The following is a 25,185-nucleotide window of genomic DNA, read 5'->3' as shown; positions in this document are numbered from 1 at the left end:
GGCAGGTGGACAGACGAGAACGGTGCATATGAGGCCAAGTGCCCCTGGGTGCAAGATATATTTTGCCCCACAGGCACATTTTTTTGCGCGCAGATTCACGCAGGTTTAACGGAACGATTTTTATCTCGGAAATTGCGCTTTTGCGACCGCCTCTCGGCAGCTCTTTCGAGCGCTCAAGCCGTTATTCGTCGCCCTTGCCGAGGAACTTGTTGAGCAGCTGCTTGGCGCTCTTCTTGTTCTGCTCCGCTTCCGGCGAGCCGTTCTTTTTCCCGAAGATCTTGTCTACGATCTCGTCGCTGTTCTTGCCTTTGAGCGACTTGCCGATCTGCTTAATGGTGTCGACCGTTTTTCCGGGGTCGGAAAGCACGCCTTTGAGATCGGGCTGATAGCTGGGTCGATCCCAAGAGCCGGTAATCCGGACCGGAATTTCAATTCCCGAACCCTGGTCTCCGCTTTCCTGCCCCTCGAGCGAGGCAACGAGCTTCGGCCTGACCGTGTAGTCGAGAGTGCGCGCTGGCATATTGGCGACGCCAGAGCCCGTCACACGCAGCAGGGGGCTCACGAGCTGTAAGTCTTCGTTGTGGGTAACCCCGTTGGTGATCGCGAACGAGGCGCTGAGAGCGCTGAAGTCCGTCTTCTCGGACGGCGTGCGCCGCAGTCCTGAGAAGTCGCCTCTGGAAACCCCGCGGAGCGCGCCGGGTAAATTGAAACCGACAATTGCGCCGTCCGCGAATTTGAACTGCGCCTTGCCGTTAAGGCTTTCGATAAGCTGAAGCTGACTTTGCCCATTGGCCGCGAGTTGCAGGCCGACATTTGCGTTCCCTGCAACCCATTCAAAGCTCGCGGCATCTCTCAGAAACGGCAACGCCGAGACTTTCGCGAGGCTAAGATTTGCGCCGATATTTGCGGTGCCGCTCGAGCCGTCGACGGTGACGACGCCTTTGCCGCGCCCCTGATAGAGCTGAACGTCTTCAAATGTCGCGCGCATCGCGTGGTCTCTCACAGCCACATTCACGAGCGACTGCCCGACCGACACTTTTTTGAAATAGAGCTTGCCGATATTCAGTTGTGCCGTTCCATCAGCAACTCCGAGCAGCGTCAGGTTGAGTTTTTCGCTCGACCAGCCCGCGCGCTGAGCGGCTCCGTAGACCTTGGTGCCGGGCTGCTTCAGCAAGTTCTCAATCGCGTCCGGCTTCTCGGCGTCACCACGCGGCTGCGGCTGAGCGGCAGGTGCGGGCCGAGGTGGAACCGCGCTTCCACCACGCTCCGTGGCAATCTCGCCCGAAACAGCACTCGTCAGGTATTTGTTGAGATCGAGTTCCGTGACCGAGAGATTGGCGTCGACCACCGGCCGCGCTCCACCCGTCGTCACCTTCACGGTGCCCTTCGCGGCGGTGCCGTCCAGGCTGAAAATCGCATCTTGAAAGTCGGTGACATTGCCGCCGGTCGTAAGCGTACCTTCCAGCGAAAGCGGGCCAAAGCCGCTCACGGGAGGCAGCGGCGTTCCGAACCACGCCGCGAGTGACCGTGCCGAGTCCGTGCGCGCCGTCACGCGGCCGTTGAGCACGATTCCGTCGTCGAGCTGAACGCCGCCGTCGTAGGCCGCCGAAATCACGTCATTGCGCGCGTTGAACTGCAGACGCACCTTCTTGGTCGCCGCGATGCTACCGACGTCACGAACATTCCCGTCAAAGTCGACGCGCTTGCCGTGCCACGCAAGATTACCGCGCGCTGACAGCGGACTGTCCATCGACGGCATGGCGAGGCGCGCATTGACTTCGTTGAATTGCTCGATGCGGCCCTTGCGTTCGTCGGTGAACCGGAAAGTTGCGCCCTCGAGCCGAACGTCATTGAGCTGGAAATCGTTGAAGCCGAGCGGCCCAGAAGCGGCGCGCGGCAATTGCTCTGCTGCGGCCAACACAATCGCGCCAGCGTCCCACTGCACACCAGGTGTCGTGGCTTCGGCCAGCCGTATGGGCGCGCCCGCCGCAGCGAACGTCCAATTCTTGCGTCCGTCTTTGTCGATACGCAGATCGAATACAGGTTTGCGCAGAACGACGGATTGAACGTTGATGTTTTGTTTCAGAAGGCTGAGCGCATCGACGCTGACGTCGAGCGACTGCATCTTAACAAGGCCGCCATCCATTCCAGCAGGCGCCGACAGCGAAACGTCCTTCAGGGAAACGCCGAGCAGCGGATAGATCGTGAATCCAGCCGGTCCCGCAATAACGAGTTCGCGCCCCGTTTTCGCGCGAACTTGATCGGCAATCTTCTGCCGAATGAGATCGCTCGGAGGATTGAGGAACAGGTAGCCGACGCCAAGGCCGCCGATCAGCAGCACCGCGAGAAAGAAATAAGTAACGCCGAGCAAAAGCCCGCCACCGCGCTTCGGTGCTGGCCCTCGGCGGCGCCCGCCATTGTTCCCGCCATTGTTGGAGGGGTCGCGACGTGGGCCTGAACCCAGCGGAGCACGTTCGAAACTCGGGCGGTAGCCCGGCAGTGGAGGCAATGGCGGCGGCGGTGGTGTGTTCGGGTTCATTCGAATCCTCGAATCGCGAATGCTCGCTGGTATGCGCGATACTCGGCTATTATATGATGCGTTGCATTATGTCGCTTCCGCGTCACCAATTCCATACGCCGAAGCACTGGATAATACGGCTCACGCGCGCCGCAAGGCGCTCAAGCGCTTAGGATTAGAAGATTTGCCGCGCGCGATAGGAATGCTGGCCATAGCTATGGGCTGCTTAGCGGCCGCCAATGTCTCGGCCGCCGAAATGACGGCGCGAGACGTAACACGCCTCCTGTTCGCAGCGACGAGCGACAAGCAGCCGGATCTGACGAATCGCAATCTTGCCGGTCTCGATCTCGCAGGCCTCGATTTCAAACGCGCGAAGCTCGACGGGGCAAACCTGTATGGCGCCGATCTATCGGGATCGAATTTGTCCGGCGCCAGCCTGCGCTCGGCGCGGCTTGATCGCGCGACGCTGATCGGCACGGACTTCTCAGCGGCTGATCTTTCTGGCGCCAGTTTGCTCCGTCCCAACGTATTCGAAAGCATGGACGGTCCTGCAGGACATCGAACCCTCACGTTTGCAGGAGCCCGGTTGGTTGGCGCTAATCTCAATGGCCGGTTCGACGGCGTGAATTTCAGCGGCGCGGATCTGACGTCAGCGGTCTTTGGTCCGCGTGATCCGCGCGAAGAAGTTTTGATCTCGCCAATGATGAGTCTCGCTGCCGCGAATTTCAGTGGCGCAGTTTTGGCCGACGCGAACTTGAGCGGAAACAGCCTGGAAAACGCGAAGTTCAACGGCGCCAACCTGACTCACGCGGACTTGACGCGCACCCGCTTGGGCGGAGCCGATTTCACAGGCGCCAATATTGACGACGCAGATTTGACGGGTGCTGAAATCCACCCGCGCACGCTCCACGGCGCACACGGCGTTGCCTCAGCAAAGGGCATCTCAGCCGCTCGATAGAGTGCGAACCGCGTATGACGTGAGGCCGAATAGACTCACTTTCACTTCTTTTATTGCTGACTCGATCTCGCCCCTTTTGCGACACCCGATTCAGTCAGCGTTTCCTTCATGCGTTTTGCCGCAATCGTCCCGGCCGTTCGCCTTGGTCGCATTGGTCCAACAGCCGGTGCGATCCTTCTTGCGTTTTTAGGCCGCTCGGCCGTTTCATCGCCGCTGCCCGCAGAAAACCCGACACTTATGATCGCCGGGCAGGCGCGCGCGATCGACGGCGACACAATCGAAATCGGGCAGGAGCGCATTCGTCTCGAAGGGATCGATGCTCCCGAAACGTCCCAGACGTGTCACACATCGACAGGCAACGAGTGGGCGTGTGGAGAGCACGCGACCGCGTACCTGCGCGAGCTGATCGATGAGCAAGACGTCGTTTGCGATAAAACCGGAGTCGACAAATACCGGCGCGTCCTGGCGACATGCTACGTCGCGGGCGTCAATATCAATGAAGCGATGGTGCGTGCCGGATTCGCGTGGGCGTTCGTCAAGTATTCTGCGGAATACGTGGCAGTCGAAGCCGAAGCCCGCGTCATGAAGGTTGGCGTTTGGGAAGGCACGGCGATTGCGCCCTGGGATTTTCGCCATGGCACGTGGAGCATCGCCGGCAACGCGGCCGAGCGAGACTGCACGATCAAAGGCAACATCTCTTCACACGGGCACATCTATCATATGCCGTGGAGCCCTTGGTACGATCGCGTGAACATCAATAGCGCGCGCGGCGAACGCTGGTTCTGTAGCGAGTCTGAAGCGTTGGCGGCCGGCTGGCGACGCGTATCGTCGAACTGATTTCAAGATCGATCGCGCTTTGAGCTTCGGGCTTCGCGGCATCTGCCGGGCGCTCCGAACCTCCGAATAGAAAAAGGGCACGCCATTAAAGCGTGCCCTTGATTTTTGTCTGCCGAATTCTCAGTACCGGCGGCCGCGATCGTAACGACCGTCGCCGTATTGAGCCGGACCGTCCTGATCATCCGGCCCACCGACATCGGGGCCTGACTCGTAATGTTCATAACGCTCGTCATCACCCGGCGGCGGTGGTGGCGGCGGTTGCACCGCTTCGGCACGCCGACGCGGAGGAACATCAACGCTCGACATCAGCGGTGTGATACGGCGCACGGCGACGCGACGGTTGAGTCGTTCCGCACTCTGCGTTGGTACCTTGAGATACTGCTCGCCATATCCTTGCGTCGTCAGATTCTCGAACGGAATGCGATATTCTTCCGTCAGAACTTCAGCGACGGATTCAGCGCGCCGATCCGAAAGCGAGAGGTTGTCCTCTTCCGAACCGACAGCATCCGTGTAGCCCTCGATGAGGAACACCTCGTTCGGATTGCGATCGATGACGCGCTTCATGGCTCTGGCGACACGATCCAGCTTACGATACTGGCTCGGATCGACTTCCCATGAACCGAACTCGAACGTGATGTCGTCGAGGTCGACGCGGCGCATACGGTCGCGAAGCGCGGACGTAGCGCGGATCTCGTTCAGTGTGTACCGGTCTCTGAAGTCCTCGACCGGCGGTGCACTCAGTGCGTCGTAGACGTCTTCTTCGCTCGCGCTTTCATAGTCGACGATGTAGCGATCGCGAGGAATTCTGACGCGCGGTTCCGGCACATCAACCATTGAGTTCAGAATTGCAGCACCGGCAACAACGCCAAGCCCGATACCTGCGCCGATGGCGAGATTCCGGCCAAATTTGTCGCGCTTGCGAGGACGATTGTCGATGATGATGACATCGCGCCCATCCGGTCCACGGCGATAACGGCGGATAAGCTGGCCGCGCTCGTCGGTTTCCGAATAGATTCTTACATTGCCGGGACGATCGATCATAGACACCGTGCCGCCGTTCTTGCCGCGTTGGAAGCGGGCATTGGGGGCGACGCGACGCAGACGTTCCGTCTCGTCATGCTGGATGACCATGCGGTTGTTCTGCCGAACGATAACGCGCTTATCCGGTTCCTGGATGATGGTCCGTCCGTTTTCGACCTTCTCCTTGCGCGCCCTGCGTAGATCGTCAAAGCGCTGGCGTGATTGGTCTGCGTTAAGAGGCTTCGCGCCAGGACGCTGCCAAAGTGTGGGCTGGCCGCCGGGACCCGGTCGAGCGTATCCGCCACCCGGACGATTATCGATCGCACGATTGTCGATCGACCTGTTGAAACGTGACGCTGGCGTGTCGCCACGCGCAGGTGCGTTTGCAGCCGGACGGTTGAAGTCCCGTGGTGGCTGAGCGTTGCGCTCCGGCCTGCCGGGCTGATTACCTGCGGGCGGATTTCCCTGAGCATTGACCGGCGGCGGCATTGGAGGACGCGGCGTCGGCTGCTGTTGAGTCTGCGTCGGAGGAACTTGCGTGGGCTTGGGCTGCATCGAAGGTGCATTACCAGCCGGGCGCTTCTCGAACGTCCTTCGCGGAGGTGCGTTATCTTGGCCGCCCGGATTGCCAGGATTGTTACCCGGTCCGGGGCCGCCGAATCTCTTTTCCTGCTGCGGAGCGTTGCGAGGTTCACGAGGTTCAGCCGAACGATCGGGAGACCTTTGGAATGGCGATCGGCCGCCCTGCGGTTTCATTGCGGGTCTGCCTTCTGGCCGGCCTTCACCACCGCCACCACCGTGACGTTCGCCACCGCCGCGCTGCTCTCCGCCTCCGCGCTGCTCGCCGCCACCGCGTTGTTCACCACCGCCGCCACGGCGAGGCTTTTTGTCCTGATCCTGATCGGCGTCGCCAGCTGCGTTGCCTCTGGGCGCTTGCGCTTGTGCCTCCGAGGCCGGCAACGTCAATGCGACCGCCGACAAGAGCGAGGCAGCGGAAACTGCTGCCCATCGGAGTGAAGTCATGGAGATCCTTTCGGTGTTAACACCATCGTCTGCCGTAACGGCAAATCGAAACACGTCGCTATACTCTCGCCAGCAAAATGGTTCGCTTGGGGCATTAGTGCGGCGAAAAGGGGAACACTTCTCCCAATACCGAATGAATAGTCGCACGCCGATGAAGCTCGGATGAATGTGCGCAAAATGAAAAGCCGGCAGCACGCGAGCGGCTACCGGCTTTCACATATCTTTTAAGATCGGTTGGAGCTTATTCGACTTTAGGCGCGTCCGCGTTTCGCATCCACGCTCCAGGCGCCACCGCCCGCAAACACCAGATAGAGGAAGATGAAGCAAAACAGGATTGCTGCGTCACCGCCATTGAGGACTGGGAACTCGCTCTTGGGTGCGTGTGCCATCCAATAAGCAAACGCCATCTGGCCGGAGAGAATGAAAGCCACCGGACGCGTAAAGAGCCCGATCAGCAATAGGAACCCGCCAACCACTTCCAGAAACGCCGCAAACCAGATGAGCGAGAAAAGCTCTGGCGCTCCGGTTGCGCCTCCGGCCTTCGGTGGAAGATCGAACAGCTTCTGCGACCCGTGCTCGAAGAAGAGTACGGCGGCGACGATGCGGAGGATGCTGAGCACGCGCGGCGCCCAGAGTTCCAACGTGCTGGTATTCATGGATGGTCTCCCAATAGTGGAAATGAAGCTTTCCCCATCGCGCAACCATAGTCGATTCGGGATTCATCGAATCGCGCGAAAAGGGTGTTTGAATTAGAGGCCGTCCGATGCGTCCTTCCTTATACGTCCGAGGCCGTATCTGCTGAGTTCGAGCGCCACTTCACGCGCAGCCGCGATTGCCGCTTCTTGAACCAGATGACGATGCCGGTGAACGAAAGCAACGCCACGACGACTCCCATGACAGACAGGAGAATGCGTCCCGGAATTCCCGCAATTCTTCCCGAATGGAGCGGGAATTGAAGCTGCATGAACACGTCGGCCGCTGTGCCTTCCCAAGGTACGCGACTGCCGAGCAGGTCCCCGTTCTTCGCGTCAACCATCAGCGTTTTCACGCCCATTCCGCCGCTGCCGTGATCGTCGCCCGGATGAAAGAATTGGATCGCGTAGACTCCGAAGTAGCGGCCATAGAAGGCACTGCCCACTGGCTCGTCCCAATTCTGCTTCGTCGCTTCCTTCTGCGCGATTTCGATGGCGTCCTTGAACGGCACCACAGCCGGGATCGGCTTGTTCATAGCGGTCGGCGTCCGGTCGTCGAACGCATCCGTGGTCAGTGAGGAGAAGGTGTTGAGGATCGGACGCACCACCTCGTTACCGAGGTTCATCGACACCGATGTGAATGCGAGGATAAGCAACATAAGCCAGAGCCACAGCCCGAAAGCCCGGTGCAGGTCGAGATTGAGACGATAGGTGCTTGCGTTGCGCTTGATCTGCCAAGCAGGCTTCCAGCGCTGCCACCACTCTTGCCAATAGCCGCCTCTGTCACCGCGCCCTGCTGTAGCATCCATCGCGCTGAGTGCGCGTACTTTTGCCGGACCACGCACGAACGACGGCAGCGTCAGATAGAACCCGACAAAGCAATCGAACAGCCACACGATCCCGACGATGCCCATGAACCAAAGGCCCCAGCGATCGAAATTGAAAAAGTCCGGGATGTGCATCGAATAATGCAGCTTGTAGAGAAACGGCAGCAGGTTTTCTTTGTCGAGCGCGATGCGTCCCCAATAGCGCTTGCCGACAATCTCCCCCGTCGCGGGATCGACGAACGCCTGATTGTAATCGAGCGTATAAAGCTCGCCCGTTTCCAGATTGATCCGCGGCTCGACGAAGTACGCTGCGGTTTCGCCCTTCTCGAAGCTCAACGGTACGCTTGTCACCTGTCCGCGGGGATCGGTGGCCTCAACCTTCTGCAGAAGATCGAGCGGCGCCAGCGGCGGACCTTGGTGCGTGGCCTCATGCAAATTCGGATTGAGCCACTCGTCGAGCTCGTGGTCCCAGGAAATAACGGCGCCGGTCAGGCCCGCGATGAATAGAAAGACTGCAATGAACAGTCCTGCCCATCGATGGACGATAACAAAAGCACTCCGCACGACGTCTCCATCAGAATATGTAGGTGAGGGCCGATTATCACGGTTCGCTGTCGCATTGATAGACCGATGTCTACCGGATAAGTCAACTAATACGAGGCGAACCTAGCCTCCGCGCCTGTGACCACAGCTCCGAAAGTCTATAATTATTCTGAAGAGCGTAGGCAGATCGAGCATAAGTGCGGGCCCGGCAAGTCTCCCAGAGTCCTTCTAATATGCCTGAGAGCCAATTCGAGAAATTGCGGCATATCGAATGTCGAACCTGAATGACTTATTTTATCGATCAGCCTGCAAACGTATTTGTGATGTTTCTTGCGAGCACATCACGAAATCAACTCCGTCATTACCGACGAAAGACCTATTGCCGTCATTTCGGGTGATGCGCTGATCCCAACGTCATCTAATGACAATCTACGACTTAGAGGTTCTGACCGGCCGCCCAGCCGCTGGCCCAGGCCCATTGAAAATTGTAGCCGCCAAGCCAACCCGTCACATCCACCGCTTCACCGATTGCGTAAAGTCCCCGCACTGCGTTGGCCTGCATGGTCTGCGAGGAGAGTTCATCGGTGCTAATGCCGCCAGCCGTAACCTCGGCTTTGGCAAATCCTTCTGTGCCGGAGGGACGAAAGCGCCAGTTGGAAAGCTGCTGCTGAGTCGTTTCGAGTACTCGGTCTGGAACATTTGCAAGCTCGCCGCTGATGCCTATGCGCTCAGCCAGAGCCTCGGCAAGACGAGCAGGCAATGCTTGCCCCAGTACAGATCGAAGCCCGGAACGGGGATGGCTGCGCTTTGCGTCGATGAGCCAAGTCGATCCGAGTTGCGTCAAAAAATTGATCCCGATCTCTTCGCCCGGCGTCCAGTACGACGATATTTGCAGCACGGCTGGGCCGGATAGTCCCTTGTGAGTGAACAGCGCAGCTTCGCGAAACGCGACGTCGCCACATCGCGCGATGACATCGGTAGAGACACCGGACAGCGACTGGAAGAGATTTTCGGCATGTCCAAGCGTCAGTGGCACAAGCGCGGGTCTGGGCGCTATGACCGCCAGGCCGAACTTCCGAGCAATATCGTAGGCAAAGCCGGTCGCCCCCATTTTCGGAATCGAGAGCCCGCCAGTTGCGATCACCAGCGAGGGGGCGGCGGCAGCTTCATCACCGTAGCTGACGTGGTACATTCCATCGGTGATCTCCAGCTCGCGGATACCGCGCCCGAGCTTCAGCTCGACGTCTCCTTTTGCGCATTCATTGAGCAGCATGCTGACGATCTGCCGGGCCGAGCCATCACAGAAAAGCTGCCCCAGACATTTCTCGTGCCAGGAAATGTGATGGCGATCGACCAGGGCGATGAAGTCTTCAGGGCGGAAGCGGCGCAGCGCCGACTTCGCGAAGTGGCGATTGGCCGACAGATAACGCTCGGGCGGCGTATGGAGATTGGTGAAATTGCAGCGCCCGCCACCTGAGATGAGGATCTTTTTTCCCGGCTCGTCGGCATGGTCGAGCAGAAGAACTTTGCGTCCACGCTGGCCCGCTGTGAGTGCACACATCATCCCAGCTCCACCGGCGCCGAGAATGATCGCGTCATAACGGTTAGATGCTTTCGTGCTCACGCGTCCCCCATATCAGCGCGCCTTCCAACGCGCCGCATTCATCAACGATCTTATCAGATTCAGGTTATCACTCCGGCCTGCGATCTTTCGATCGCAGAAGAGGAAAAATGATTCAACCGAAACCGATTGGAGAACGTGTGGAGCCCGATTGCTAAACCGCGGACGGGCTTTGCCCGTCATCGCAAACCTGGTGTTCTGAGAAGAGAGCGGTGTTGGACTATAGGTGACGACGCATGTCCTCCATCGAGTCCGATCCGCGCGGATCGATGGAGGACTTTTAAATTTAGGTGGGAGTTCTCATAAATCGCGCCCGATCAACGAAGCGGGTGTTCGAATGGATGCTCTGTAGCTTCCTCGACCTGCTCATCTTGGGCGTCAAGGATCTTCTGCTCCAGGTCGAAGTGCTCCTGTGCGAGCTTGTTGAAAGCTACTGACCCAGTGACGGCACGACCGTCTTCTGTCTTTTCCTTTTCCCACTGCTCCAGAAGTTGATCGACGTGGGCTTTGAGACGCTCCATAGCAGCGGGGTTTATCGCTTCAAGCGGACCCAGGTTCTGCTCCATCGCTATCAGCGCTTCGATCTCGGTTTTCTTGGCGACGACCTCCTGGTGGACGCCCCTCAGCTTACGCACATCAACGGCGTAATCTTCGAGTCTCTCGCCGTCATCAGATTGGGCATTCATGGTAAAATCCTCTTCCTACTGCCCGCTGCCAGAAGCAAACCCGTGAGGCGAACTTTCGTTCCTAAATCTCGAAGTCGAACATCGCAGGCGCAGGGGGATATTACGCCTGCCGATCACGCGCTAATTGACAGGCCCCATAAGCCAAACGCTGAAAGTTTGACGGCGTCTCATTTCGACAGTCGCTTCGCTTTCATAAGTAGATTTACGGGATCGCGCGTAACGGGAAGGCTTGTGAAGCCGCCGCATACTCCAACCTTGCAGAACGCTGTATATCGCCCGAATAGGGGAAGCTCTCCGAAGAGAGCAGCGACGTTCCAAAAAGTCAGAACAAAGACGAGATACAACTACTCATGTCCGATGGTTCCTCCACAGCGCATCTCTACCGTCCCAAGCTCTTCTCGATCTACCAGGAGGGTTACGGCGCGGCGAAGTTCCGAAAGGACATCATCGCGGGGCTCACTGTCGCCATTGTCGCCTTGCCGCTTTCCATGGCGATCGGCGTTGCCTCGGCTGTGCCGCCTGAGCATGCACTCTATGCGGCGATCATCGGCGGCTTTCTGGTCTCGGCTCTTGGCGGAAGTCGCTTCCAGGTCGGGGGACCGGCCGGGGCTTTCATCGTTCTCGTCGCTGCCACCGTCCGTCAATTCGGGATCGACGGACTGCTTCTCGCGGTGCTGATGTCGGGCGTGTTTCTCATGCTGCTCGGCATCTCTCGGCTAGGCAATCTCATTCGTTATATCCCGCACGCTGTCACGGTCGGATTTACCTGCGGGATCGCACTGATCATTCTCGCCAGTCAATTGCGCGATCTGGCGGGCCTGTCGCTCGCGGGCGTCGAACCCGACCATTTCTTTCCTAAGCTGGTTGCTTTAGGCGCCGCGATACCATCGGCCAATCCGTCTGCGCTGTTACTCGGCATCGGATCGGCGACTGCTATTCTTGCTTTGAAGCGCTGGTTCCCCCAATGGCCGGGCATGTTGATCGCCGTCGTCGCAGCGTCACTCATCTCGACTCTCTTTCATTTGCCGGTCGAGACCATCGGTACCCGCTTCGGAGGTCTGCCCAGCGGATTGCCCTGGCCGCATCTTCCGGCAGTGTCGTGGGAACGCATCATCGAACTCCTGCCGACAGCGCTGTCGTTCACGCTGCTCGGCGGCGTGGAGAGCCTGCTCTCCGCCAAGATCGCCGACGGCATGACCCGACGTAAGCACCGCTCAAACATGGAACTCGTTGCGCAGGGTATTGCGAACTTCGCATCTGCGCTCTTCGGCGGAATTAGCGTTACGGGCACGATCGCCCGGACGGCAACGAACATCCGCGCTGGTGCAGTCAGCCCGATCTCTGGAATGTTGCACGCCTTTTTCCTGCTGGTGTTCCTCGTCGTAGCTGCTCCGTTGGCGAGCGCCATTCCGCTTTCAGCGCTCGCGGGGCTCCTCGTCGTTGTATGCTGGAACATGGCGGAGAAAGAGGAGTTCGCCAGACTGTTGCACGACTGGCCAGCCGCAACGGTGCTGTTTGTAACTTTCGGCCTGACACTCGTTTTCGACCTGACGGTCGGCATCATCGCGGGATGTGTGGCCGCGGCCTTGCTCGCAGCCTTTGGAGTGGCTCCCGCTAAGCACGATTAAATCACAACCACGCGGACGAGCTTCGGTAAGGCCGCGTTTAGCTCCGCCCTGCTGCTATATCTGGTGACATCATCACCACGATTGCGGGCAGGGCGCTTGCTGTCCGGAAGCTGCCCCTAGAACGGCACGCTACCTTTGAGGCTGACGCTGTTTCGGCTCAGACTGCTTCCGAAGCTCCCGTCATACTGCGCGCGCAGAACGGCGCCTTCGCTCGCGATCACGTCAACGCCTGCACTGACGTCGAACAACACGTCGTCCACGTCCGTCACGATCTCGAAGCCCGGCACGCCACCTGCCGCCCCGGCGAACGCCGCCTGCGTCACGAACCGGTCGTTGTCGTTCCACGTAACGCCGGCGCGCACGAACGGTCGCCACACGGAGATAGAGTCGAAGCGAAACTCCCGGCCGATCTCCAGCGCAGGCGACACGCTCAATACCGTGTCGCGCGCTCCGGAAAGATCGAGCCCCGCCACGCCGGTTTCGCGCGTGCCGTCGAAATCGATCTCCGTGATCCGCGCGTCGACGAGCGGCTTGAGATACCATCCGCCTGCATCGAACAGATACGCCGCGCGTAACCAGCCGGTCACATAATCCGTATCGCTCTTGGACGTTGCGGTTTCTGCGAAGCCTCCGAACTGCAATCGACGGTCAGTCTCGAACGAGCCCCAACCGGCCGACACACCTGCCGCCAAGAGAAGCGGGCCAGGATTGTATTTCACCACCGCACCAACGTTCGCTCGACGCCCGTCTGCTGAGGCTGCGTCCGATGTCGACAGAGAAACGAGATCGTAACCGACAGCAACGCCGAACCTCCAATCCGTCGCCATCGCAACCTGAAGCCCCGCCGCGAACGAACCGATCCGGCTCGTGAAGCCGAGGTTCTCCTGCGTTCGGTCGACGTCGAGTTCTGTTGCGCGCGACCGCGCCCAAAGGCATTCACCCTCTCGGATAGCGGCGTTCGGGCCGCCTGCTTCGCGGCAGCTCATCAGCGTATTAGAGAACTCCGTCGCGGCTGTGAGCGTTTCCAAACGCTGATACGCGAACACCTCGGGCGAAATCTGATCGTAGGCCCGCGCAAGATCCGCGCCCGTCGGCAAATTCAACAATGCGGCCATCATTGGCGACATCGACGCATCGTGGCCGCCCGCCTGCAGGGCGTTGAGACCGCTCGCAATCGACATCTGGTTGCGGTTGAGGCTCGCAGTCGAAAAGTCGATCAACGCACCGAGATAAACGTCCTGACCATTGGCATCGAAGATCACACTGTAGTCGACGGCGGCGGTATCCACCGCGTCCACGCCGTTGTCGGTCACGCCACCGGCAGCAGAGAGAATGAGGAACTGTTGAGACAGGCCCGCGGTGCCGCTCCCAATGGCGTTGCCGATCACCGTACCGGCAAGCGTCGCGCCTTCGCTGATACTGATCCGGTCTGAACGCGCACTGCTAAAATCAACGTCCACCTCATACACGCCGCTCGCGCGCTGAACCAAGCTACCAGTCAGCGCCGTCGCGGCAGTCGTCCCGGTCTCGCCCAGAGCAAACCGCCCCTCGTTCGTCAGCGTATTCCCCGCCCCGAGATCCACCGCTGCACCGGCAGCAAAACGGCCGTTCGCATAGTTGTTGAAGGCATTGACTCCAGCACCGAGAAGAACGTCGCCGATGATCGTTCCTCGGTTCTCAACGACCTCATTGCCGCCGCCGCTACGGATCGCCAAGCGCGATAGTGCTGAGATCGCCCCGGAATTCGAAATCGTATTGTTCAGGCCATTCTCGAGCGAAATACCAGCTCCGGTGCCCGATCCACCCGTCACGGACCCACCGAGGATGTTGATCGAAATATCGCCGTTCGTCGCGTTGACCGTGGTCGCAAGGGTGTCGACGACTATGCCAATGGAATTGGCGCCCGTCGCTGAAAGCGTGCCGGTGCTATTCACGATTACGTCTGCGGAACGAACTGGTGATGTCGTTTCTGCCGTCAAGGAATGCGTGACGCGAATACCCGCCGCATTGTCGCCGGCTACAAACACATCGTTCGCATTGACGGTCCTCGCTCCAACACTAGCGTCGAAGGTGCGATAGCTGGCGGTGCTTTTGGCCAGCACGTCGTTTATCCAAATGCCATCCGACGACTGGCCCTCGGTACGGATCTCTTCGCTGTTGACCGTTACCGTGCCGAACGTCGCGGTTCCGTCCCTCGAGCTCACTTCCATTTCCGTATTCAGAAATATCGCCGCCGCACCATCGCCGCGCGTTACGATTGAACCGCGATTTTCGACCAGCGTATCCCCAAGCGTTGCGGTGGCTCTGTACCCGTCCAGGTCTCTCACACTCAAGGAAGTAAAAACGCGAAGCCCGGTAGCGCTCGTTCCGTAAGTTGAAATAACGCCGTTATTGACAACCGTTACGCCTTCGGTAGCAGAGTGATTTTCGCCGCCTAAATTTCTCGAATATAAATAGTAATCCGCGAAAACGCCAAATGCGCCATCACCAAATGTTTCAATGTTTTCGCTTGTGACAGTGAGCTTCCCAACCTTGCTGGACGCTCCCGCGTCCGAAGTCGTGTTGTCAAACACACTCGCAACTAGACCATGCGATTGACTGCCCCACGTAAAGATGTTGCCATCGTTGCGGATAGACAAGTCGCCGGAAATGGCCGTGATATCTCGCTCGTCATCCGAGATGCCGCCCGTTCTGCTAAATACGTTGACGCCTCGCGCGTCATCTCCGTACGTCCGTATCGTCCCCGTCGTGGTAACGGAAACATCCCCTCCTTCTGTGTGGGTTGCTTGTGCCGTCGCAGGTTCATGTAAGAACACCCCCGCCAAGACATCAATGCCGTGAGCGCGGCTCCCGGATGTTGAAATTGAGGAAGCGCTTGAAAGCGTAATATTTCCGGCTTTAAGGCTTGAGGGCTGGCTCGGCATCGAGAGCGTGGACTGCTGATCCACTCGGATGCCAAAGGCGGAATTTCCGGTTGTCGTAATGCTTCCCGAGCTTGAGACATTTACGTCACCAGCCGCGAAAACGCTCGGAGTGCTTGACTTAAGGAATATCGACGAAACATAGAGGCCGTAGGCAGAGTTGCCATTGGTTGCAATGGAATAAGGACCGGTGTCCGCGGACAACGTCAGCGGTCCCCCCGTGTTCGTCGAAAAGCGAATGCCAGGAACGCCTGAAACCGCGATGTCCGCCATCAACGCGCGCACCTGAAGCGTTTCGTACGCGGTGTTCGTCAAGTCGATGCCGCCGGATTGATCGCCCGTACAAGTCACAGTTGTCCCGGAAGAGGTGCAGCCTGCTTGCGCGCTCGCGCGATCAGCATCAGAGCTCGCCGCAAACAGACCCGCGACCATTGCCAAGATTGAGCCACGAACTGGCTTCATTCGGGATCCCCCTGAATTCTCCCGTGGCACACCCTCTCCAGTCGAATTATCCGACGACTGATGATTGCCTGTGCTGGTGCCGACACAAAGGTCTGCAGCAAGGCGGAGACGCTTGGGTTGTGCCGTTCCCCGTCAGGATTTGCTTATCTTCAAAGCAAATCATCCACTCCGCCGAAGTTTCGGCGATTCCGTCAACGCGCAACCTTTCAGGATCTGAAATAGACCTGAAGTCGTCAGCGTTCCCCCCACTTAGATTCGGGTAGCACATCACGCAGCGCGTGGCACACGATTGTTTTAAGATAATTGGCACACTGATGGCATGAACTTCCTGAACTGCCGGACGAAGCTGATCAAAAACGCCAATGTTTGCTAGCTTTCTGCTGCGCAAAATCAGTATCTACACTGACGTAATTAGTCGCCAGAAAAATACAATTTAGAAACGTATGCTGACGATTTGCCAACGTCTTAAAAGCCGATTGGCCACCCGCGCGCTTCCCGACTCGCCAACAGCCTCGCTCGCAATCGCGTTAGCCGCGTCTGCGTGGTCAGCTCGCAATGGCTGGCGCAGAAAACTTCCCGGAAGCGTCGGCCACAACTCAGGCTCGGACCCAACCCATCTCCGGGTCGATGTCTGCTCGTGGGGCAAACCCGGGAATTTTGCGCCTCAGTATCGCGGCAAATATCAGCAGCGGGGAAACTGAGGGCACGCCTCAAAAATAACGATTGGCCGGATGTCGGCCTCGCGCTAACCGAGGAACGGGGGAACGCGAAGCTTCTGGCGAAGCGGCCCTCTATTTGTGTTTGCGAGGGCAGAATGGCGACGATCGTTACAGTCCACGGCACGTTTGCCAGCGGACCGCTAGAGGGGCAAAAGTGGTGGCAGCGGGGAAGTGGATTTGCTTCGGACCTGCCCAAGCTGATCGAAGGCGCCGATGGTGAACTCGTCATCGAGCCGTTCGTCTGGACGGGCTTGAATAGCGAGGCAGGGCGCAGGCGTGCCGGGGAGCAACTGGCGGCGAAGCTGGTGGAAGTGGAGGCAGCCGGAAAGCCGTACGCCGTGATCGCGCACAGCCATGGAGGATCGGTTCTCGGAGCCGCGCTGTTGAACGCCGCACGGGATCGGCAGTCGCTACCGCTCATGCAGCGCTGGATTACCGTCGGCACGCCATTCATCAAAACGGAGCGTCAGCGGTTTCTGTTTTCTCGGCTTGGCATTCTCGGTAAGGCCATCTACCTCACCTTGCTGACGTTCTTGTTTCTCGGCATCCTGATTGCGATGGGAGGTTCGGTGTCGGATGAGCCTGCAGCGTGGATCATGCTGCTGGCGACATTCATCGCTCCAATTGCACTGTTCTATGCGGTGCTACGTTACAAGGAATCTCGTCGCTCATTGGCCTTCAATTCGCGCTATCGCAGTTTCGCGGGCACGCACTTCGCCGACCGATGGCTGTCGCTATGGCATGCGAAGGATGAAGCCGTGCAGTGCCTCAGGGCGGTGAAGCGGGTAGATGTGTCGATCTTTCCGCGCCATTTCGCAGCGTCGGCGCTCAGCCTTTTTTCGATTGGCATAATTCCACTTGCGTGCTTGTGGGCGCTCAATTCGCAATCGATCATGAATGTGATTGCCGGCCAGGTGTTTTCGGTCATCGATCGGGACAACTTTATCGACCTGTACCCGTCCGCGGGCGCCAACATTTTCGAGAATGCCGCAGTCCTGTTCCTTGGTTTGCTCGTCATCCCGGCCAACCTGCTGTATCCCGGCGGCGAATTAGTGACAGCGCCTCTTCCCGTACAGTTCGCCCTGGTGGGGCTCGGTATCGCGCTGCTCGTCGGGGCGGCCTACGTGCTGACGCTAACTTTTGACGGCATCGCCAAGCTTGTCAGTCACGGCCTAAGCACGATCCTCAATCCGTTGACTCTTGCGCAGATCAAAGCGGCTACCTACGGCAGCGATACGTTGGAGGATTCAGCGATCGACACAAGCGAGTGGCCGTTATGGCTGACGCACGGGTTTCCTCCGCTGCCGGCAGGGATCGCAGACGGCATAGAGACCGCAAGCGACCGCGCGATAGGTACGGCCATCCCGAAGTTCCGCAACGTCGTTGATAGTTTGATAGCAGCAGACACGTCGGAGGCGACACGCGATGTGATCGCCGACTATCTGACGTGGCGCGAGCTAATTCATACGTCCTATTTCGAGGACGAAAACTTCGTGAAGTTGATTGCTTTCGCCCTATGCCAGACAGATGCGTTCCGGCCGACCGAAAACTTCGCATCCGACCCGGCCTTGACCGATGTCGGACATGCCTATGCAGCGATTACTCACAGTGCAGCGAAGGTAGCTGTCTAGGGACTATCAAATGCCGATGAGCGGAGCTGACTGGATGGCAGCTCTCGCGATCGTCAAAACAAATAGACGATCAGCTATTGCAGTACCGCAATCGAGGTCCGCTTTTAGACGTATCCAAATCGACCGCGATACCGGTAACTCACAATTGCCCGTCTAGTGGCTCAGAAACATAGCCACGCGCCCAAGCATGCAGCGGCTGTCCCGCCCTTGCAGGCCGTCTGCGAGGAACGACATTCAATCATCGCCGAGCTTGGTTTGCAGGTGGTTTTCACTGGTCCCTTCCCTATGAGCCCCCGCCCGGCGAGCGTATTCTTTAGAGCGTTTGTGGAGAACAGCACGGCGGCATCGTGGGTGAAGTTCGTACCGATGGCCGCGACCTTGGTGCAATCGGCCGCCTGAGCTTGCGCCGAAAGTGCGCACGCCATAACCGCTGCCACGACGCCTAATTTGAGAATCTGCATTACACCCCCCGTAAAAACAAATTTACGCGGACGCTAGTCGAGTGCTTGGTGGCTGCCAAGTGAAGACCGTTGCCGGTCCAGATTTTTCCCGCAATGCGACTATGACTTGCCACACGTACGGAAGAGCGATCTATGCAAGTCTGCTGAGGATCAGATGCGCGCAACGCCAGCGAAGAGCCGATGATTACGCTCGACAAGATCTCAGCATTTGCAGGCCTCTAGCGCGATAAAATCCGAAAATGACGCCGTTCACGGGCAGCTACGTCCGCTCATCCCCTTGAAGCGTCGAACGGACGTTGCCGACCAGCGGGGGTAATACTCACCAGGCAACCTTGATGCCGAGCTTCCCGTCATAGGCGTTGCCGTCAGCGTGTTCGCCCATGCCGACGAGGTAAGATGCGTTGGCATAGATGGAAGCGCCACCACCAATGTCTGCGGTGAAGCCGCCGTTGATCTCGAACGTCGGGCCGCCCATGTTGGCCGCCAACGGAACAAAGCCGGTGTCCGTCGAGAACTTCGTCTTCGGATCGCCCTGGAACTCGTACCAGAAGTTCGGGCGTATCCAGGCGGTGAGGGCCGACGGTGCACCCGGCAGCCAAGTCTGCGCGCCGAAATCCTGCGCGAAGCGCACACCCACCCGGCCCGCAAGAGAACTCACGTTGTCGAAATCCACTTGCGCCCAAGCGTCCGCACCGTTGTTGAGATCGATGACCTGATAGGCGAGCTGCGCCTGTGGCTCGATACTGAAGCCACTCCGGTCGGTGTACACCGGATAGCCGGCTTCAATCGATGCGCCGAACGCAGCGCCATCTGTACTCATCTTCGGTCCGCGGTTCGACTTGGCATCGATATCGTACCAAGTGCCCATCAGCAGCGTGTCGATGTATGCATTGCTGGGAGTGTGGTGCGTCCAGTACGCACCCCACGAGTAGGCCATGAAGCTGTTTTCGCCGGCCCTGCCGACGCCGAAGTGATCGACATCGCCCGAACCGTGACCAATGGCGAGAAATGCGCCAGCGCGGTTGCGCGAGGTGCCGACCTCGCCATCACGATAAAGGTCCATGCCGCCTTGGAAGGCCCAGAAGTCATAATCGTATTTCGGTCCTGAGCCGTAGACGCCGCTCCTGTCGCCGTCGCGATCGCCATGCTGGCCGATAACGCGCGCCCAAGCAGCGTTGGATGCATCACCCGTATTGGAGTTGATGGTCTCACCACGTCGCTCATGCAGAGTGTCAAGCATCAGGCGACCGTAGAGCAGTGTCATCGCTGGCACGGCCGCATACAGCGAGGCTTCCTGGCGATATTCTGGCCCCGGAGTGGGAGATGAGCAGACCGGTGCGGTTGGATCTAGCGAGCAGTCAAGCACGGAACGCAGATACCAGGCATCGGGATTCGAAGCATCCACACTGCCGCGATAGAGCGAATATTCATACGGGCCGGCAACAACGGGCGCGGCGAGCGTGAACAAGCCGGGCACTGTACTGCCACCATTGATCGTATCGACCACGAGGATGCCATTGACCTGCGTGAGGGCGCCAGCACCGCCAACATTGGTGACGGCAAGCCGTGACGAGCCCAACCCGTTGCCGCCATCGATGACCAAACGATCGGACTGCGAGTCATCGCCACCCAGATGCGTGTTGATGCCAAGCGTGCCGCCTAGCGTCGTAGTCTGCCGCATCGACGTCAGACAGTTTGCGACTGCGGTTGAGCCGACGAAATGCCTTGCTCTCGAAGAACGCCTTCTGCGCTGGGTCTTTCTCATCGTATGCGTCGTAAGGCGTCCACCCGCCGGTGGGGGATGAGAACTCGATTGCGATGCCCGCGTCGTCGAGCGCGTCGAACGGATGGGCGACCTCGGCAAAGAAGAAGCCGGTCTTGCGGCTGTGTGGGCCGATCACAGGTGCATTGGTGACGATGAACAGTACATGTTGAGTCATGGCTCTCTCCTTGCCGATAATCCAACTGTTGGTGCGCGTCGGTCTTCAGCTTTCTAGTCGCGACAGTAGGGGGCCAAGCCCTTCGGTCATTGTGGGGTGCGCAAAGATCGCTTCGCGCAGGACCTGGTAGGGGATGTTCGCCAGCATCGCTGTTTGCACGGTGGCCATGACGTCTCCAGCGTCCGCGCCGATCATGGCGAAGCCGACTATTCTGTCGTCCGCGCCGACGAGAACCTTCATGAAGCCCTTCGTCTCGGACGTTGTCCTCGTTCTCGGAACCGCAGCGATCGGAAGCTTTGCCACGCGAACTGCGATGCCGAGGGACTTAGCTTCCGTCTCGCTAAGGCCCACCCGGCCGAGCTGCGGATCGGTGAACATGCAGTAGGGGATCAGGCGGCCCTTTTTGCTGCGGGAGCCACCAGCAAGGTTGTCGCGGATGATACGAAAATCATCGAATGAGACATGGGTGAACTGCTCGCTACCGGCGCACTCGCCGATGGCCCAGGTGTCAGGCGCGGTCGTCTCCAACCGATCGTTGACTGTAATGTAGCCGCGTCCGTCGAGTTCGACGCCAGCCAGATTCAACCCGATGCCATTGGTGTTCGGTGTTCGCCCCGCCGCGACCAGGATGTCACTGCCTTTGATGACGCCAAGGTCGGACTGAACGGCCACGTTGTCGCCTGACCGCCCATCGACTCCGGTCACCTTGCAATTGGAATGGATCGTAATGGCTTCGTCGCGAAGACTGCGTGTGATCTCGTCAGCGACATCAGCATCTTCTCTGCCGGCGATGTGCGGCCCGGATTCGAGGATGGTCACTTCGGAGCCGAAGCGGCGGTAGGCCTGAGCCATCTCGAGCCCGACATAGCCGCCGCCGAGAACGAAGAGATGCTGCGGTAACCGGTCGAGCTCCAGAAGCTCGATGTTTGTCATCGGCGCAGCGGCAGCCAGTCCCGGAATGGCGGGAATGATCGCGTGTGTCCCGACGTTGATGAACACACGGTCGCCAGTGAACGTTGCGACGCCTCCGTCGTTGAGCGCGACCTCGACCGTCTTCGGCGACACGAAGCGCGCGTCCCCCATGATGAGTCTGGCGCCGCTTTGCCTGAACAGATCGAGGTGCATCGCGACGAGTCCGCTGACCATCTCCCGCTTCCGCGCGAGGACTCTTGCCATATCGACGCTCACGGTGCCCGTCGTCGTACCGTATTGGCCCGCGTGCCGGGCGAGATGTGCTACTTCAGCACTCCAGATTTCACTTTTGCTGGGAAGGCAATTGGTATTCGGGCAGGAGCCACCGATGAGCTTGCGTTCGATCACCGCCGTCCGGCTGCCTCCGCGCGCCAGATGCCACGCGAGATACTTTCCACCTTCGCCACTTCCTATGATCAGATCGTCGAAATGCTCTGTCTGCACGCACCCTCCTGCGGTCATCAGGTCTCTTTGCGCTTCACCTGTTTGATCTTCGCGTCCAGCGCATCGATGCGCGTGTCTCGTTCGGCGAGCACTACGGCGACTTCATCAGCATCGAAGCACAGGAGAAGGTGTTGCGGGTCATGGGATTTACTTCGCCTCCCGGACTTAGCTAGTTCCTCCCGCTCATTTCGCTGCGAGACTTCGATCGAGGAAGTCGCGCATCAGCGGGATCATCTCGTCCGCTTTGTCTTCGAGCGCGAAGTGACCGGTATCGAAGAGATGAAACTCGACGTTGGGGAGGTCGCGTTTGTAAGGGTACGCTCCATCAGCTGGAAAGATGGTGTCGTTCTTCCCCCAGATGATTAGCGCGGGCGGCTGACGTTCACGGAAGAACGCCTGGAATTTCGGGTAGAGCGGTACGTTGGTGCCGTAGTCGAGGAACAAGTCGAGCTGGATGTCCTTGTTACCAGGGCGATCGAGTAACGCCTGATCATGCACCCAGTTGTCAGGATCGATCCGGCTCACATCGCTGACGCCGTCGACGTACTGGAACTTGGTCGTCTCGGGCTTCACTAGGAACGAGAGGGCCTGCCGCTTGGCGTCGGAGTTATCGGCCCAATAAGCTTTGATGGGATCCCAGAACGTCTTGAGCCCCTCTTCGTACGCATTGCCGTTCTGGATTATGAGCGCGCTGACGCGCTCGGGATGCTTCAGCGCCAGCCGATACCCGACAGGTGCACCGTAATCCATCAAATACAGGGCATAGCGAGTAACGCCGAGCTGGCTCATGAGGGCGTCCATCAGGTCGGCATAGTGTGCGAAGGTGTAGGAAAATTCCTCGTGGTCGGGTGCTGCACTCTGCCCGAACCCTGGATAATCCGGCGCGATCACGTGATAGCGATCTGCAAGCGCCGGAATGAGATTGCGAAACATGTGTGATGACGTTGGAAAGCCGTGCAGCAGAAGGACGACCGGCGCATCCGCAGGCCCGGCTTCCCGATAGAAGATATTGACCCCGTCGACATCGACGTTTCGGTAATGCGTCGCGGCCGCAACGCCACTCGTGAGCATCGCGCAAGCAAGCCCGATGCTAGCGATTATCCTGAGCGCGAATGCAGTCATCCCAATCTCCCGAGCTTCATCGACGAGCCATCACACGCCTTCGAACACCAAGCGCGTGAAGAACGCCGGGTCGATGACAAAATTGCCGTACTTGCCGTCAAAAAGTGCCGTGGGCTTCGCAGCTACGATCTCTGCACGCGTGCGGCCTTGTTTCTTCAAAGCGGCGACGTTCTCGCGTACAGCAACGAGCATGTTGGTAAAGTCTTGCAGCTCTGCCCGATTGCTTACCGGATGGCCGTGACCAGGAATGATGATGGTTGCATCGGTGGCCCGCGCCAGATTGGTCTTACAGGCGGCGATCATTCCATCGATGCTGCCGCCCGTGGAATAGTCGATGAACGGGTAGATGCCGTTCCAGAACGTGTCACCGGCATGGAGGATGTCTGCCTCGGCGAAATGGACGGAGATATCGCTATCCGTATGAGCGGGGCCGTAATAGCGAAGCTCAAGCGTCGAACCATTTAGCTTGAGGGTATGCTCGCTGGCGAAAGTGTCGTTGGGAATTCCGCCAGCGCCCAGCGGGAGGAAGTTGTAATCCCAGTCTTCGACGCGCTGTACCTGCTGCAGATATTTGCGAGTGTTGTCTTGAGCGATGATCTTTGCGCCTGCCTCGTGCAGCCATTCGTTGCCGTCGGCGTGGTCGAAGTGCCAGTGCGTATTGATGAGATGCGAGATTGGGTCCGGGCCAAGGTCGGCCAATGCTTTCGTGATCTGCGGGCGCGACACCCTGATACCGGCGTCGACCAGAACCTTCCCATCCGGCCCAGCAAGAACAGCCATGTTCCCACCGGATCCTTCAAGCGCGCTGATGCCGTTGCGCAACCGATGAGTGACGATCGGTGCGACGGCTGCGCTGTCCTTGATCAGGCTTACCAGTCCGCGTGCTTCGGCATACGCCTCTCGCGGCGTCAACCAACCCGCTAACCCGGCTTGCGCTGCGCCGAAGCAGCACATGCAAAACCCGCGTCGAGAGATGGTCGCGCCCTGCATGCAACGCTCCGTAATCTGATGGAGTGGACAGCGTTAAAGTCGAGACGATCTCCCGCTAGAGAGCGTCGAAGCTCCCAGCAGCCACGATAATCGCTGCGGGGAGCCAAACTTCATCTTGCCAACCCGACTGACTTCATAAATCACTTTGAGCAGAACTTGTCTGGCGGGTTGCCCGGCGGCAACTCGCGAAAAACGGAAAGCAGTTTTCGACTTTTGGAAAGCGCCCATGGACCGGTTGGACGCCATGTCCGTATTCATGACGGTTGTTGAAGCGGGCAGCTTCTCAGAGGCATCCCGACAACTGGGTATGCCAATCGCAACGGTGAGCCGCCGCGTTACTGAACTCGAGACACATCTCAAAACGCAACTTCTGAAACGCCCGGCTCGCAAGATGACGTTGACGGAGTCCGGCCGTTCCTACCTCGCCGCCTGCAAGCGCATAGTTGAACAGGTCGTTGAGGCTGAGAGAGATGCCTCGGGCGAATACCGTGCTCCCGTGGGTGAATTGGCCGTAACATCACCCAGCCCGTTGGGGCACACCCATTTGATGCCAATCGCGCTGGAATTCATGGCTGCTTATCCCGCGATCCATTTGCGCCTGCTGTTTACCGACCGTGTCGTCAACCTCCACGAGGAGAATATCGATGTTGCCATACGCATTGGTGAACTGCGTGACAGCAGCATGATTGCCACGCGTGTTGGCCTGATCCGCCATGTCGTGTGTGCCAGTCCCACTTACCTCGACGCGCGGGGACGGCCACGTGTCCCGGCAGATCTGACCTCGCACGACTGCATCTCCATCGATCATCCGGCGTCGCCGCGCGGATGGGTTTTCAGAGACAATGCCGGACAGATCCTCGTCCCAATAAATTCCAGGTTGGATGTCAGCTCCTCGGAAGCTGCGATTATGGCGGCGATTGTGGGTATGGGGGTGGCGCGTGTGATGTCGTACAAAATGGAAGAAGCGCGGCGCGCTGGACAGCTCGATATCGTGCTCGAGGAATTCGAAACCGATCCCTGGCCCGTAAATATTCTCTATCCCTCAAACCGTCTGGTGCCCCTCAAACTCCGAACCTTCATCGACTGGACTGTGCCGCGTCTCAGGGCCCGTCTAGATCAATGAGACCGGTGCAGCGGCGTTCTGAATGAACACTACATCACTTCGATGAA

General features: G+C 58.8%; 16 protein-coding genes and 1 pseudogene. 5 read left to right on the top strand and 12 right to left on the bottom strand.

What is annotated here, in order from left to right:
• Window positions 1–181: 181 nt before the first annotated feature.
• Window positions 182–2,539, bottom strand: a complete 2,358-nt coding sequence (locus DLM45_RS05680) for an AsmA family protein (RefSeq protein ID WP_181336218.1) — start codon at window positions 2,537–2,539, stop codon at window positions 182–184.
• A 181-nt stretch (window positions 2,540–2,720) separates the two neighbouring features.
• On the opposite strand from DLM45_RS05680, the gene DLM45_RS05675 reads away from it, so the two are divergent.
• Window positions 2,721–3,476: a pentapeptide repeat-containing protein gene (locus DLM45_RS05675; protein WP_181336217.1), complete on the top strand. Its 756-nt coding sequence runs from the start codon at window positions 2,721–2,723 to the stop codon at window positions 3,474–3,476.
• A 108-nt stretch (window positions 3,477–3,584) separates the two neighbouring features.
• Window positions 3,585–4,313 (top strand): thermonuclease family protein, encoded by a 729-nt coding sequence (locus DLM45_RS05670; RefSeq protein ID WP_181336216.1) that lies wholly within the window; start codon window positions 3,585–3,587, stop codon window positions 4,311–4,313.
• A gap of 120 nt (window positions 4,314–4,433) precedes the next feature.
• On the opposite strand, the gene DLM45_RS05665 is transcribed toward DLM45_RS05670, so the two are convergent.
• The 5 genes from DLM45_RS05665 to DLM45_RS05645 form a co-directional block, all read right to left on the bottom strand.
• On the bottom strand, window positions 4,434–6,356 hold the full coding sequence (locus DLM45_RS05665; protein WP_181336215.1) for an OmpA family protein: 1,923 nt from the start codon (window positions 6,354–6,356) through the stop codon (window positions 4,434–4,436).
• Between the two features lie 251 nt (window positions 6,357–6,607).
• A complete protein-coding gene (locus DLM45_RS05660) occupies window positions 6,608–7,012 on the bottom strand; it encodes a DoxX family protein (RefSeq protein ID WP_181336214.1) in 405 nt (134 codons plus the stop codon).
• Between the two features lie 119 nt (window positions 7,013–7,131).
• The gene (locus DLM45_RS05655; RefSeq protein WP_181336213.1) at window positions 7,132–8,439 is read right to left on the bottom strand and encodes a PepSY domain-containing protein; all 1,308 of its coding nucleotides are present in this window, start codon (window positions 8,437–8,439) and stop codon (window positions 7,132–7,134) included.
• A 415-nt stretch (window positions 8,440–8,854) separates the two neighbouring features.
• Window positions 8,855–10,042, bottom strand: coding sequence for a BaiN/RdsA family NAD(P)/FAD-dependent oxidoreductase (locus tag DLM45_RS05650; RefSeq protein ID WP_343062244.1), 1,188 nt, complete (start codon window positions 10,040–10,042; stop codon window positions 8,855–8,857).
• Window positions 10,043–10,356: 314 nt separating this feature from the next.
• Complete coding sequence (locus tag DLM45_RS05645) at window positions 10,357–10,725, bottom strand: hypothetical protein (RefSeq protein ID WP_181336212.1); 369 nt, start codon at window positions 10,723–10,725, stop codon at window positions 10,357–10,359.
• A 350-nt stretch (window positions 10,726–11,075) separates the two neighbouring features.
• On the opposite strand from DLM45_RS05645, the gene DLM45_RS05640 reads away from it, so the two are divergent.
• Window positions 11,076–12,353 carry a SulP family inorganic anion transporter gene (locus tag DLM45_RS05640; protein WP_181336211.1) on the top strand — a complete coding sequence of 426 codons (1,278 nt, stop codon included), beginning with the start codon at window positions 11,076–11,078 and terminating at the stop codon, window positions 12,351–12,353.
• A 116-nt stretch (window positions 12,354–12,469) separates the two neighbouring features.
• On the opposite strand, the gene DLM45_RS05635 is transcribed toward DLM45_RS05640, so the two are convergent.
• Entirely contained in the window at window positions 12,470–15,736 is a 3,267-nt protein-coding gene (locus DLM45_RS05635) for an autotransporter outer membrane beta-barrel domain-containing protein (protein WP_181336210.1), read from the bottom strand.
• Between the two features lie 814 nt (window positions 15,737–16,550).
• Between DLM45_RS05635 and DLM45_RS05630 the strand changes: the two genes are divergently transcribed.
• A complete protein-coding gene (locus DLM45_RS05630; protein WP_181336209.1) occupies window positions 16,551–18,086 on the top strand; it encodes a lipase family protein in 1,536 nt (511 codons plus the stop codon).
• A gap of 780 nt (window positions 18,087–18,866) precedes the next feature.
• Here DLM45_RS05630 and DLM45_RS05625 read toward each other — a convergent pair.
• The 5 genes and pseudogenes from DLM45_RS05625 to DLM45_RS05605 all read right to left on the bottom strand — a co-directional run bounded on the left by DLM45_RS05625 (window position 18,867) and on the right by DLM45_RS05605 (window position 24,015).
• Window positions 18,867–20,228, bottom strand: a complete 1,362-nt coding sequence (locus DLM45_RS05625; RefSeq protein WP_181336208.1) for an autotransporter family protein — start codon at window positions 20,226–20,228, stop codon at window positions 18,867–18,869.
• Window positions 20,209–20,487 (bottom strand): annotated as a pseudogene (locus DLM45_RS05620) (type 1 glutamine amidotransferase family protein); the annotation flags it as partial. The gene DLM45_RS05625 and the pseudogene DLM45_RS05620, both read right to left, overlap by 20 nt.
• 45 nt (window positions 20,488–20,532) lie before the next feature.
• Window positions 20,533–21,921: an FAD-dependent oxidoreductase gene (locus DLM45_RS05615; protein WP_181336207.1), complete on the bottom strand. Its 1,389-nt coding sequence runs from the start codon at window positions 21,919–21,921 to the stop codon at window positions 20,533–20,535.
• Between the two features lie 165 nt (window positions 21,922–22,086).
• Window positions 22,087–22,974, bottom strand: a complete 888-nt coding sequence (locus tag DLM45_RS05610) for an alpha/beta fold hydrolase (protein ID WP_246317558.1) — start codon at window positions 22,972–22,974, stop codon at window positions 22,087–22,089.
• Window positions 22,975–23,055: 81 nt separating this feature from the next.
• Window positions 23,056–24,015, bottom strand: a complete 960-nt coding sequence (locus tag DLM45_RS05605) for an MBL fold metallo-hydrolase (RefSeq protein ID WP_181336205.1) — start codon at window positions 24,013–24,015, stop codon at window positions 23,056–23,058.
• Between the two features lie 226 nt (window positions 24,016–24,241).
• On the opposite strand from DLM45_RS05605, the gene DLM45_RS05600 reads away from it, so the two are divergent.
• Window positions 24,242–25,138, top strand: coding sequence for a LysR family transcriptional regulator (locus DLM45_RS05600; protein WP_181336204.1), 897 nt, complete (start codon window positions 24,242–24,244; stop codon window positions 25,136–25,138).
• The last annotated feature ends 47 nt before the right edge of the window (window positions 25,139–25,185 follow it).

The sequence above is a fragment of the Hyphomicrobium methylovorum genome, assembly GCF_013626205.1.
In the GTDB taxonomy this organism is placed as follows: Bacteria; Pseudomonadota; Alphaproteobacteria; order Rhizobiales; family Hyphomicrobiaceae; genus Hyphomicrobium_B; species Hyphomicrobium_B methylovorum.
Note: the sequence above shows the minus strand (reverse complement) of the source record. Positions and strands in the feature narration are given on the sequence as shown.